Origin of the sequence: Niveispirillum fermenti (genome assembly GCF_048066175.1) — a bacterium.
Taxonomy (GTDB): domain Bacteria; phylum Pseudomonadota; class Alphaproteobacteria; order Azospirillales; family Azospirillaceae; genus Niveispirillum; species Niveispirillum fermenti.
Genome location: NZ_JBLTXA010000005.1, coordinates 92,956 through 106,287 on the forward strand (window position 1 = coordinate 92,956; position 13,332 = coordinate 106,287).

Annotated in this window: 8 protein-coding genes; 7 read left to right on the top strand and 1 reads right to left on the bottom strand. The window is 66.5% G+C overall.

The genetic code is table 11. The features are described 5' to 3' along the window. Positions 1-21 precede the first annotated feature (21 nt). The gene (locus ACM9LZ_RS06935; protein WP_416618625.1) at positions 22-654 is read right to left on the bottom strand and encodes a TetR/AcrR family transcriptional regulator; all 633 of its coding nucleotides are present in this window, start codon (positions 652-654) and stop codon (positions 22-24) included. A 206-nt stretch (positions 655-860) separates the two neighbouring features. Here ACM9LZ_RS06935 and ACM9LZ_RS06940 point away from each other — a divergent pair, with 206 nt between their 5' ends. The 7 genes from ACM9LZ_RS06940 (at position 861) to ACM9LZ_RS06970 (ending at position 13,313) form a co-directional block, all read left to right on the top strand. Next, positions 861-2,066: an aromatic ring-hydroxylating oxygenase subunit alpha gene (locus tag ACM9LZ_RS06940; RefSeq protein ID WP_416618626.1), complete on the top strand. Its 1,206-nt coding sequence runs from the start codon at positions 861-863 to the stop codon at positions 2,064-2,066. A gap of 90 nt (positions 2,067-2,156) precedes the next feature. Beyond that, positions 2,157-3,773 carry a phytoene desaturase family protein gene (locus ACM9LZ_RS06945; RefSeq protein WP_416618627.1) on the top strand — a complete coding sequence of 539 codons (1,617 nt, stop codon included), beginning with the start codon at positions 2,157-2,159 and terminating at the stop codon, positions 3,771-3,773. A 348-nt stretch (positions 3,774-4,121) separates the two neighbouring features. Next, the gene (locus ACM9LZ_RS06950; RefSeq protein WP_416618628.1) at positions 4,122-5,426 is read left to right on the top strand and encodes an MFS transporter; all 1,305 of its coding nucleotides are present in this window, start codon (positions 4,122-4,124) and stop codon (positions 5,424-5,426) included. Further along, on the top strand, positions 5,423-6,565 hold the full coding sequence (locus ACM9LZ_RS06955) for an aromatic ring-hydroxylating oxygenase subunit alpha (protein ID WP_416618629.1): 1,143 nt from the start codon (positions 5,423-5,425) through the stop codon (positions 6,563-6,565). The genes ACM9LZ_RS06950 and ACM9LZ_RS06955 overlap by 4 nt, the downstream gene beginning before the upstream one ends. Positions 6,566-6,717: 152 nt before the next feature. Continuing rightward, positions 6,718-9,549 (top strand): TonB-dependent receptor, encoded by a 2,832-nt coding sequence (locus tag ACM9LZ_RS06960; protein WP_416618630.1) that lies wholly within the window; start codon positions 6,718-6,720, stop codon positions 9,547-9,549. A 111-nt stretch (positions 9,550-9,660) separates the two neighbouring features. After that, entirely contained in the window at positions 9,661-11,286 is a 1,626-nt protein-coding gene (locus tag ACM9LZ_RS06965) for an ABC transporter substrate-binding protein (protein ID WP_416618631.1), read from the top strand. After that, complete coding sequence (locus ACM9LZ_RS06970) at positions 11,283-13,313, top strand: CocE/NonD family hydrolase (protein WP_416618632.1); 2,031 nt, start codon at positions 11,283-11,285, stop codon at positions 13,311-13,313. The genes ACM9LZ_RS06965 and ACM9LZ_RS06970 overlap by 4 nt, the downstream gene beginning before the upstream one ends. The last annotated feature ends 19 nt before the right edge of the window (positions 13,314-13,332 follow it).

The window sequence follows — 13,332 nt, forward strand, 5'->3', positions numbered from 1 at the left end:
GCGATATCATTGATCAAGGCGCTATTGCGCCAGCCGCGCGAAGGCGCCCGCGGCGAAGGCATCCACCCAGCCCTCGCACATGGCCACCCCCTCCTCCACACTGAAATTGGCGGGGTTGAGGCACCAGGTCAGCCACAGCCCGTCCAGCATGGCGTTCAACGCCGTGGCCGCCGCCTGCACATTCATGGGCGGCAGGCCGCGTTCACGGGCCAGCGCGCCCAGATGGCGCTCCAGCACATGGCGATACTGGCTGTAGGTGCGCTGCTGCACGGCGCGCATGTCGTCGGAATGGCGGACCAGGCTCCAGAACACGATCCACACGCCCAGCATGTCCGGGTCCATCACACCCGGCCCGAAGCTTTCCTGGATGAAGCGGCTCAGGCTTTCCCGCGGACCGGCCCCGCTTTCCGACGCCTCCAGCAGGCTGGCCGCGATCCCGCCGGACAGTTTCTCATAGGCATGGCTGATCAACTGGTCCACGCTGGGATAATAATGGTTGATCAGGCCAATGGAGACATCGGCCGCCGCCGCGATCTTGCGCACCGACACACCGGCATGGCCATGTTCGGCCAGACAGCGCAGCGTGGCCTCCACCAGATGCTCCCGGCGCAGTTCCGGCTGGATGCGGGAGAATTTGCGGGTCGGCGGCGGCATCCCTGAACTCCTTGTTGAACGACCGACCCATTTATAGCGCGCCCGCCCGGCTTGTCGCGCGCAAAGACGCCGCGGGCCGACATCCACACCTGGCCCGGCCATCGCCACGCTTGGCCATTGACAGGCCGCAACCATTCTTGTACGAATGTTCAACAAGAGCGATGAACGATCGCTCCCCTTCCCCCTCATAGCCTGGAGGCGGCCCCATGGCTGACGCGATCCGGACCCGCAGCGACAACCAGACGACCCAGGGCGCCGATGCCGATGATGCGTTCAGCCTGCCCGGCTGGATTTATCGCGACGCCGATTTCCTGGAGGTGGAGCGGGAGGTGATCTTCCGCCGGGCCTGGCAGGTGGTCTGCCACCTGAACGACATTCCCGCCGTGGGCGACTACCACACCTTCAACTTCCTGGGTGAAAGCGTGGTGGTGCTGCGGGGGGGCGACGGGACCGTGCGCGCCTTCCACAATGTCTGCCGCCATCGCGCGGCGCGCCTGCTGGATGGCGACAGCGGCAATTGCGGCCGCCGCATCACCTGCCCCTACCATGCCTGGAGCTACAATACCGAAGGCCGCCTGATCGGCGTGCCCCACCGGTCGGAATTCCCCGATTTCCAACTGGCGGATTATCCGATGATGCCGGTGGCGTTCGAAATCTACCACGGCTTCATCTTCATCCGGCTGGAGGATGATGGCGGCCCCGGCGTGGCCGAGATGATGGCCCCGTATGAGCATGAGATCGCACCCTACCGGCTGGAGGAACTGGTGCCGCTGGGCCGCGTCACGATGCGGCCGCGGGCGGTGAACTGGAAGAATGTCGGCGACAATTATTCCGACAGCCTGCATATCACGGTCGCCCATCCGGGCCTGACCCGCCTGTTCGGCTTCGGCTATGGCCTGGAATCGCAGGAATGGGTGGACAAGATGTGGGGCCATCTGATCGATCCGCCGTCCCGCAACCTGTCGGAACGCTTCTACCAGAAATACCTGCCGCAGGTCCTGCACCTGCCGGCGGAACGCCAGCGACTCTGGACCTATTTCAAGCTCTGGCCGAACCAGGCATTCGACATCTATCCCGACCAGATCGATTTCATGCAGTGGATCCCCACCTCCCCCACGGAATCGGTGATCCGGGAAATCGCCTATGTCCATCCGGACGAACGGCGGGAGATGAAGGCCGTGCGCTATGCCAACTGGCGCATCAACCGACAGGTCAACATCGAGGACAAGGCCCTGATCGAGCGGGTGCAGCAGGGCATGGGGGGCCGCGCCTATGCCACGGGGCCGCTGGGCCGGAACGAGGTTTCCCTGCGATCCTTCGCCCGCCGCATCCGCTCGCTGATCCCGGAAAGCCGGCTGATGCAGGCGCCGGCCCCCGGCTGGAAGGGCCGGCGGGCCGTCCCGATGAAGTGAGGATGTACAGGCATATCCTGTACCGGACCGAAGCACCTCATTACCAGACAATCAGAAGCCCGGCGCAGCCGGCGAACAGGAGCAGGGTTCATGCGCGATGTCGTGATCATCGGGGGTGGCCATAACGGCCTGGTCTGCGCAACATATCTGGCCAAGGCCGGCCTGAAGGTCACCGTGCTGGAACAGCGTTCTGTCGTCGGCGGGGCCGCCGTGACGGAGGAATTCGTTCCCGGCTTCCGCAATTCCGTGGCCGCCTATACCGTGTCGCTGCTGAACCCCAAGGTCATCCGCGACCTGGACCTGCATGCCCACGGCCTGAAGGTGGTGGAGCGGGAAATCGCCAATTTCCTGCCGCTGGATGATGGCCGCTACCTCAAGGCCGGCGGTAATGGCCTGACCGGGCGCGAGGTGGCGAAATTCTCCCGGCGCGACGCCGACCGGCTGCATGATTACGAGGAGAAGACCGGCGCCATCGCGGATGTGCTGCGCGACATCGTTCTGCAGACCCCGCCCAATGTCGTGCGCGGCGGCCTGTTCGCCGCCATTCCGGAACTGATCAAGGGTGCGAAGCTGGGCCAGCGCATGCGCCAGCTTGACCTGGAATTGCAGCGCGAGCTGCTGGACCTGTTCGCCATGTCGGCCGGCCATTATCTGGACCGCTGGTTCGAAAGCGATCCTATCAAGGCCCTGTTCGGCTTCGACAGCATCGTCGGCAATTTCGCCAGCCCCTATACGCCGGGCTCCGCCTATGTGCTGCTGCACCATGTGTTCGGGGAGGTGAACGGCAAGAAGGGCGCCTGGGGCCATGCCATCGGCGGCATGGGCGCCATCACGCAGGCCATGGCGCGGTCGGCCATGGCGGCAGGCGTGGAGATCGTCACCGACAGCCCCGTGACGGAGGTGATCATCGAGAAGGGCCGTGCGGTGGGGGCGGTGACCGCCAAGGGCACGGCCGTGCGCGGCCGACTGGTGGTCTCCAACCTCAACCCCAAGCTGCTGTTCGGCCGGCTGGTGGCCGCCAACGAGCAACCGGCCGAATTCCATCACCGGATCACCAACTGGCGCTGCGGCTCGGGCACCTTCCGCATGAATGTCGCCCTGTCGGAACTGCCCAGCTTCACGTCCCTGCCCGGCAAGGTGCGGGCGGAACACCACACCGCCGGCATCATCATCGCCCCCAGCCTGGATTACATGGACAAGGCCCATATGGATGCCAAGCGCGATGGCTGGTCGCGGAACCCCATCGTGGAGGTGCTGATCCCGTCGACCATGGATGACACGCTGGCCCCGCCGGGACAGCATGTCGCCAGCCTGTTCTGCCAGCATGTCTGCCCGGAACTGCCCGACGGCAAGTCCTGGGACGACCACCGGGAGGAGGTGGCGGACCTGATGATCGAAACGGTCAACCGCCACGCCCCCAATTTCAAGGCCTCCATCATCGGCCGCCAGATCAACAGCCCGCTGGACCTGGAACGCACCTTCGGCCTGCTGGGCGGCGACATCTTCCATGGTGCGCTGGACCTGAACCAGATCTTCTCCGCGCGGCCCATGCTGGGCCATGCCGATTACCGCACCCCCATCAAGGGTCTTTACCTCTGCGGCGCCGGCACGCATCCCGGCGGCGGCGTCACCGGGGCGCCGGGCCACAATGCCGCGCGCGAGATCCTTGCCGACCTGCACGCCCGGCGTATCCCCCATTCCGCCTAGGACCCCACTCCCGCGTGAGGATGGACGCGGTTTCCTGCCGCCCCCGGGCCCCGAAAGGACCCGGGGGCGGGATTTTCCGCGACGGACGGCAGGTGCTGCACATCTGATACTATTTTGCAGTGCTCAGAACCTGTTGGTTCTGAGCACTGCCCTCAATCGCCGGCGCCAACATTCATTGGCTTGGCGACGCCGCACGAGCCGTTGGCATGTGGGCGCCGGCGCTTGAGGTGCCGAAAACCTTGACCATCGGTCAAGATTTTCGGCCGCTGGCATGATACGCGCCACTCGGCGCGGATACCGGGGTCAAGATTTCCCGATCCGGGTATGAAAGGGCCGGAAGGAGCGTCAATGGCCATCCCCCAGCCGATCCGCGATCTGTCGCCGCCCTTGCTGGCCAGCGCGCTCTATGCCGTGGGCTCGGGCCTGTTCCACACGCTGCTGCCGTTGCGGCTGGCGGCGGAGGGGCATTCGGCGGCGGCGGTCGGGTTGGCCGTCACGGGCTATTCCGGCGGGTTCCTGCTGGGCTGTCTGCTGTCGGAACGGCTGATCGTGCTGGTCGGCCATGTGCGGGCCTGTGCCGCCTTCTGCGCGGCGGCGGCCGCCGCCGTGCTGGGCTTCGACTGGCCCCTGCCGCTGGTGCTGATCATCGCCCTGCAGGTGGTCGGCGGGTGCAGCGCGGCGGCCCTGGCCACCGTCACCGAAAGCTGGCTGAACGAACGGGTGCTTCCGGCCTGGCGGGGACGGCTGCTGACCATCTATGTCATCCTGCTGTCGCTGTGCTGGGGGCTGGGCCAGGTGATCGCCATTGGCGTGGCGCCCACGGGCAGCCGGCTGCTGATCCTGGCCGCGCTGTTCCATGCCCTGTCGCTGGTGCCCATCGTGGCGCTGAAGGTCGAAAGCCCGCCCGTGCCGGCGCCCATCAGGCTGCAATGGCTGCGGGCCTTCCGCGTGTCGCCGGTGGGCGTCATGTGCTGCCTCTATACCGGCCTGGTGGCCGGAACCTTCGCCGGGATCGGCCCGCTCTACGGCGCCACGGTGGGATTCGGGCAGCAGGATATCGTTATCCTGATGGCCGTGATGCAGATCGGCGGGCTGGTCCTGCAATGGCCCGTGGGGGCGCTGTCGGACCGGTTCGACCGGCGCTTCCTGATGCTGGGCATGGCGATGGCCATGGCGGTGGTCGCCATCGGCTTTCTGGGCGTGGGTCCGGCCACGCCCTTCTGGATCGCCTGCATCCTGTTCGCCGCCCTGGGCGGCCTGTCGGATGCCTTCTATCCCGTGGGCGTGGCCCATACCAATGACCGGGCACAGGCCGGGGAATATGTGGCCCTGTCGTCCAACCTGCTGCTGATCTGGGCCGGCGGGCGCACGGCCGGTCCCCTGGTCGGCACGGCAACGCTGGATGCGGGCGGCGGCGACGGGTTCTTCCTCTATGTCCTGGGGCTTTCCCTGCTGCTGGGCCTTTATGTCGCCTGGCGCCTGGCCCGCCGCCGCCGCGGCCTGCTGCGCGAGGAAACCGTGATCTATCCGCAAACCTCCCCCACCGTGTTCCAATGGTCGCCGCACCGGCCGCTGGACCCCGGCCCCCCGGAACAAGCAGCCGGGCATACACCCGATGACGCCAACAACCAGCCGAAAGGGCCCGCCCCATGAGCCTGCCCCCGCCCGCCCCCTCCCCGGCCGCAACCGACGCCGCGACGCTGGAAAAAAGCCTGCCGTCCCGCTACTACCATGACCCTTCCGTCTGGGCGCTGGAACGGGAGCGCATCTTCGCGCGCGAATGGGTCTGTGCGGCACGGGCGGAACAATTGCCGGGACCCGGCAGCCGCCTGCTGGTCGATATCGCAGGAGAGAGCATCCTGCTGACCCGTGCGGCCGACGGGCAGGTCCGCGGCTTCTACAATGTCTGCCGCCACCGCGGGGCGCAGCTATGCCAGACGGCGGCCGGGACGGCGGGAACGGCCGGGGCACCGGCCAGCCTGATCCGCTGTCCCTACCATTCCTGGGCCTATGGGCTGGATGGCCGCCTGATCGGCGCACCGCATATGAAGGAGGGGACGGATTTCCGCAAGGCCGACTTCTCCCTCCATCCCGTGGGCGTGGCGGTCTGGGGCGGCTTCGTCTTCGTCCACCTGACCCCGGCAGAGGCCATGCCCATTGCCGCACAGTTCGGGGAAATGCCGGAAAGGGTGAAGCGCTATCCCTTGTCGGACCTGCGCATCGGCCGCACCATCACCTATGACGTGGCCGCCAACTGGAAGATCCTGGCCGAGAATTATAACGAATGCTACCACTGCGCCGGGGTGCATCCGGAACTGTGCGAGGTGGTGCCCGCCTTCCGGGAGCGCGGCGGATCGGAACTGGACTGGTCACGCGGTATCCCCCATCGGGAGGGGGCCTATACCTTCACGCCCAGCGGCACCACCAACCGTCCGCCCTTCCCCGGCCTGGATGCCGACGAGCAGGTCCGGCACAAGGGCGAACTGGTCTATCCCAACCTGTTCATCAGCCTGGCCTGCGAGCATGTGGCCGCCTTCCTGCTGTTTCCCCGCGGGCCGGACCGGACGCAGGTGGTGGTGCATTTTCTGTTCGCCGCCGAGGAGATCGCCAGCCCGGACTTCACGCCGGAGGACACGGTCGATTTCTGGGACCTGGTGAACCGCCAGGACTGGGCCATCTGCGAAAGCGTGCAACGGGGCACGGGCTCGCGCATCCATACCCATGGCTATTACGCGCCCATGGAGGATTGGAACCTGGATATCCGCCGCTATGTCCTGGACCGGATCGGCTGAGCGGCAAAAGTGTGCCGCAGCGCCAAAACGTCTATTGAACGAACGATCAACTGCTGATACCGTTCTGGACGTTCAACGATAGCAGACAAAAGAATCGCTACGTCGGGCGGCTTCACGGGTAAATTCCCTCCAATCACATGGGAGTCTGGGCCATGCGATGTCATCGCCGTGGACGGGGCGGGCTTGCGCGCACCCTGACGGGTACCGCCGGTATCCTGGCAATCCTCATGGGCGCCGCCGCGACGCCCGGGCAGGCACAAGCCGCCGATCCGGCCGCCGATCTGGAAATCGAGGAAATCATCGTCACGGGCTCACGCCTGCGCATGGGACCGGCCGAAAGCCCCAACCCCATTTCGGTCGTGACGGACGAGGCCATCGCGCGCACCGGCGCCACCACGATGGAACAGTTCCTGGCCAAGCTGCCGGCGGCCGACTTCACGGGCGGCGTGTCGGCCGGCACCGTCTATGGCGGGGGCGGCGCCTCTTCCATCGGGTTACGCAACCTGGGGGCCCAGCGCACCCTGGTGCTGGTCAACGGCCAGCGCTTCATCGGCACGGATTTTCCGTTCGCCTCCAGCACCACGGTCGATCTCAACAACATTCCCGTTTCGATGATCGACCGGGTGGAGGTGCTGCGCGACGGCGCCTCGTCGGTCTATGGCGCCGACGCCATCGGTGGTGTCATCAACGTCATCCTGAAGAACCGGTTCCAGGGCACGAAGGTCGACCTGTCGATCGGCACGACCACGCATGGCGACGGCATGACCTATGGCGGGTCGGTGACCAGCGGCTTCGACCTTGGCAGCCGGGGCTCCCTGGTCCTGAACGTCGCCGCAGACCGGCGGGACGCGATCAAGGCCAGGGATCGCGGCTGGGCCACCAACCAGTATGAGGACGTGCCCTATACCGGGCTCTACAACGTCTCCTATGTTCCGTTCGGCACCATCGCCCGGACCAGCGGCGGCACGCTCTACTATTACAGCGCGTCGGCCCCGCCGCATGATGCCTATGACACGGCCTTCTTCCTGGCCAACAGGGACAGGCTGCCGGACGGACTGATCTTCAATGACGATGCCTGGTGCAATCCCTGCCAGGATTTCTCCCAATTGCCCAATCTGACGGGCAAGCTGGAAAGGCGGCAGGTGAACGCCGTCGGCTCCTACGCGCTGACGGAGGATGTGACGCTGAAATTCCGGGGCCTTTACACCCGGCGCGACAGCGAGGAGGTCTATTCCCCGGCCATCCTGGGCTATTACAGCGCCACGCCGAAATTCCCCTATGGCATCTATGTGCCCGCGACATTGCCGGATGGCAGTCCCCATCCCTACAATCCCTATGGCGAGGATGTCAGCTTCGACAGCCGCCTGCCGCTGGAATACCGGCGCGGCTACCGGGACAAGATCGACACCTATCAGGCCTCCCTGGGGCTGGAGGGCACGGCCTGGACGGATTTCGACTGGGAACTGGGCGCCAGCTACGGCCTGTCGAAATCGGCCTATTCCACGCCGCGCATGATCGATTTCCGCCGCGCAGCGCAGGTGGCCGGGATGGAGGCCTGCACCGCCGCCGACAGTGCGGCCGGCTGTTCGGTCGGCAATTTCCTGGGCTACAACCAGTTGACGGCGCAGCAGATCGATTATTTCACCTATACCGAGGATAATCGAAGCGAAATCAGCCATCATTACGTGCATGGCAATATCTCCGGCCCCGTGGCCATGCTGCCGGCCGGCGCGCTGCGCATGGGCACGGGCTTCGAGTTCCGCACCGAAAAGGGCAAGGTGACGCCGGATGCCGTGGTGCAGGCCGGCGACGGCGAGCGCTACACCACGGCCAGTTCCGGCAGTTACGACGTGTCGTCAGCCTATGTGGAGGCGCTGGTGCCGCTGCTGAGGGACCAGCCGCTGGCCGAGGCGCTGACCCTGGCAGCGTCCGGCCGCTTCGACCATTATTCGGCCTTCGGCGATGCCTGGACCTGGAAACTGGGGCTGGATCACCGGGTCAATGACAGTTTCCGCCTGCGCGGCGCCCGTTCCACGGGCTTCCTCGCCCCGCAGATCAAGCAGCTCTATGGCGGCGTCTTCCTGGATACCAAGTACCAGTCGGACCCGTGCGCGCAGGGCGGCACCTATGCCGACCAGGGCGTCTGTGCCCGGCAACTGGCCGAACTGGGGGTCGGTGGATCGGGCGATGTCGAACAGTTCGGATCGATGGCCGTGCTGCGCGGCGGCAACCCGGACCTGCAGCCGGAAAAGTCCGGCGAATGGTCGGCCGGCATGGTCGTGACACCGGCCGCCCTGCCGGGTCTGGCCATCACGGCCGATTATTACCGCGTGAAGATCCGGGGCCTGATCTCCGAACAGGATCTGGGCAGCATCCTGGAGGCCTGCTATGGCCAGGACGACCCGGCCGCCTGCGCCAAGATCAACCGCGTTCCCGGCACAGGCCAGATTCTGAATGTCGAAAGCGTGCTGATCAATGCCGGCCGGCGCCTGACCAGCGGCATCGATGTCGGCCTCGATTACGTGTTCGACCTGGACGCGGTGGGCCGCATCGCCCTGTCGGGGGAAGCCAAGTACACGATCGAGGATAAGCGGACCAGCGTGACGGGCGGCACCGTGGATTATGTCGGTCTTTTCCTGGGGGACGAGGCGTCGCCGCGCTGGAAGGGCAAGCTGGGCGCCATCCTGACGCGCGAGGACTGGAGCGTCGGCTGGTCCACGCGCTATTACGGCCGCGTGGAATGCGCGCCCAACAATTGCTATGTGGCGCCCGACTATTTCGGGGATTACGCGCCGTCGGTCTTCTATCATGACCTGTCGGCAACCTATTCCTGGCAGGGTCTGGACCTGTCGGCCGGGGTGGAGAACATCTTCGACAAGGACCCGCCCTATGTCGTGGGCGGTGCCCAGATCAATACACTGACCTCGGCCGGCTATGACCTGATCGGACGCTTCTTCTATCTGAAGGCCTCCTACACGTTCTAACCTTCCTGGACAGGATGGGGTGGCCGTCGTCACACCGGTGATGTGCCGGACTGATGTCGTGCCACCCTTCCTGTCCCCCGTCCGGTGAAGCTGGAAAGGACCGCGCCGCCCATGATCGTCCCCGCCGCCTCCGCCCCTGTCCTTTCCCGGCGGGGCCTGCTGTCGGGCCTGGCCGGGCTGGGGATAGCGGGGACGTGGCTACCGGGATCGTCGGTCCTGGCGCAGGGCGACGACTGGCTGCATCTGCGGGTGCGCAGCGATATCGGCACGCTGGACCCCGCCCTGCACCGGGGCAACATGGAGGAGGAGATCATCCGCTGCCTCCATGTTACCCTGAACCGGCTGACCGATTTCCGCCAGCCGCTGGAATCCTCGCCCGCCGCGGCACAGAGGCTGGAATGGCTGGATCCGTTGCGGCTGCTCTTCACGCTGCGCCGCGGACTGGTCTGGACCGGCGACTATGGTCCGGTCACGGCTTCCGACGTGAAATTCTCCATGGAACGCATTGCCGATCCGGCGACCGCCTCGCCCTGGTTCTCCTATTTCGACATGCTGGAGCAGGTGGAGGTGGTGGATGACCGCACCGGCATCCTGCATCTGAAGGAGCCGCGGCCGGCCTTCCTGCTCACCTCACTGCCCTGGTATGGCGGGCATATCGTCTGTGAAAAGGCCGTGCGGGCCTTGCCGCCGGGCACGCACGCACCCCTGCCCCCGGCCACCTGCGGCCCCTACATGATCGATCATTGGCGGCCGGGGCAGGAAATGCGGCTGGCCGCCAACCCGGCCTGGACGGGACCGCGCCCCGCCTTCTCCCGCATCCGCCTGTCGGTCATCCTGGATGATGACGTGGCGATCCTGGCCTATCAGGCGCGGTCGCTGGCCTTGACCAACATCTCCGTCAACACGCTGGCCCTGCTGCAAAAGCGCAACCTGCCGGCCACGACGCTGATCGCGGAGCCGGGAAACAACCTGATGTGGCTGACGCTGAACATGGACAATCCGGCCCTGGCCGACATCCGCATCCGCCGGGCCATCCAGCATGCCATCAATGTCGACGACATCATCCAGGCCGTCTATGCCGGCATCGCGCAGCCGGCGACAGGCATCATCCCGGACGGGATGACCGGCCATCGCGATGCCAATCTGGTGGCAGGCAACGACCCCGACGCCGCCCGCCGGCTGCTGGATGCGGCGGGGGTGGAGACGCTGGATCTGACGCTGTCCATCGTCAACAATACGACCAACATGACCATCGCCCAGATCATCCAGGCGCATCTGCGCGATGTGGGCATCCATGTCCGCATCCTGCCCTATGACGAGGGCACCTACTGGACGCTGGGCGATCAGTCGCTGGGGGCGCAATGGCGCGATCAGCAGCTTGTCCTGATGAATTTCGCGGGCGGGGTCGACCCGTCGGACAATACGCTGTGGTTCCTGTCGGCCCAGGTCGGCGCCCTCAACTGGTCGCGCTTCGCCGATCCAGAATATGACGGCCTGCACCAGGCAGCGCTGGTGGAGACCGATCCGTCCCGGCGCGACGCCATGTACCGCCGGATGCAGGACCTGATGGAACTGTCCGGCGGCTTCTGCTTCCTGACCCATGGCATCATCACCATCGTGCATGAGGACAGGCTTTCGCCCTGCATCCTGGCCGACGGGCTGCTGGACCTGCCCCGCATGGCAAGGGCCGGGCAAGCAGCCGTCCCCGCCACCCCGCCCGAGAGCACCGCGCCATGACACGCACCGTCACCGACCTGCCGCACCGGGTGGAAACCCGCGACCCCGTCTTCATCACCCTGCCCGACGGTACACGGCTGGCCGCCACGCTTTGGCTGCCCGTGGACGCGGACATCCGGCCCGTGCCGGCCGTGGTTGAACTGCTGCCCTATCGCCGGCGCGATGGCACCATCTTCCGCGACCTGCGCAATCAGCCCTATGTCGCCGGCCATGGCTATGCCTGCCTGCGCGTGGATATCCGCGGGTCCGGCGACAGCGACGGCGTGCTGGAAGATGAGTATCTGCCGCTGGAACAGGAAGATGCCTGCCACGTCATCGAATGGGCCGCCGCCCAGCCCTGGTGTACCGGCGATGTGGGCATGTGGGGCCTGTCCTGGGGCGGTTTCAACGGGTTGCAGGCGGCGGCGCGGCGGCCGAAGGGCCTGAGGGCCGTGATCAGCATGTATGCGTCCGACGACCGCTATGCCGACGACGTGCATTTCATGGGCGGGTCGCTGCTGACCGAAGACCCGATGTGGTCCGCCTTCATCCTGGCCCTGAACGCCATGCCGCCCGACCCCGCCATCGTCGGCGATGCCTGGCGGGAGATGTGGCAGCGGCGGCTGGACGCCAACCGCTGCTGGTCGGAAACCTGGCTGGCCCACCAGCGCCGGGATGCCTATTGGAAACAAGGATCGGTGTGCGAGGATTATGGCGCCATCGACATCCCCATCTATGCCGTGGCGGGCTGGGACGACAGCTATTCCAACGCCATGTTCCGGCTGCTGGCAGGGCTGAAGGGACCGCGCAAGGGGCTGGTCGGCCCCTGGAGCCATGCCCATCCCAATGCCGGCTCCCCTGGTCCCCTGATCGGGTTCCTGCAGGAGACGATCCGCTGGTGGGACCACTGGCTGAAGGGGATCGACAACGGCATCATGGACGAGCCCATGCTGCGCGCCTGGATCAACGACGCCAAGCCGCCGCGCGCCTTCTATACCGAGCATCCAGGCCAGTGGGTGGCCGAACCCTGCTGGCCCCCGCGGGAGGATCGCGACCATGTCCTGCACCTGAATGCCGGCTGGCTGCATGAACAGCCGCATCCCGGCCCCTGGATGCGCCTGCGCTCCCCCGCCAATGCCGGGCGGGATTGCGGACGCTGGGGCGGCTATGGCGGCGACGCACCCGACATGGCCATCGACCAGCGGCGGGAGGACGGGGCCGGCCTGTCTTTCGATACCGCCCCGCTGGAACGGGAAATGGTGCTGCTGGGTGCCCCCGTGGTGGAACTGGTCGCGCAAAGCGACGCGCCGCACGGTACCGTGACGGCCCGGCTCTGCGCCGTGGCGCCGGACGGCACCTCCGCCCTGCTGACCTGGGGGACACTCAATCTGGCCTTCCGCGACGGGTTCGACGCGCCGCGGCCCCTGGCACCCGGCCGGCATTTCACAGTCAGGCTGGCGCTGAACGAGATCGGCACCCGCGTGCCGGCCGGCCATCGCCTGCGCCTGTCGCTGGCCAATCAGCATTGGCCCATCCTGTGGCCGCAGCCCGGCCGGCCGGCTCTGGACATGCCGGCCGGTGTCAGCCGCCTGCGCCTGCCCGTGCGCCAGCGGCGGGCCGACGATGCGCGGCTGGTCCCCTTCGGCCCGGCAGAGGCCACGCCCGGCGTCCCCTGCACCGAGGAACGCCCCACCCGCCACACCCGCCGCATCACGGAGGATGTGGCCACGGGGGAGCAGACCATCGACATGATGACGGATTTCGGCCGCTACCGCCTGTCGGAAACCGGGCTGATCAGTGACAATGTGGCGCGCGACATCTTCACGATCCGCGCTGACGACCCGCAAAGCGCCCGCCTGGCCAGCAGCTATACCATCGCCTGCGACCTGGGCACCGCCGCCCGCGGTGAAATCCTGATCGAGGCGCGGATCGACATGTGGGCCGATGCCCGGCACTTCCACCTGGATTGGCAGGTGGAAGTGCAGGAAGGCGGAGAACGCCTGCACATCCAGGCCGACCGGCTGGCCATCCCGCGTGACGGAATGTGAAGACAGGCGGCATGCAGGC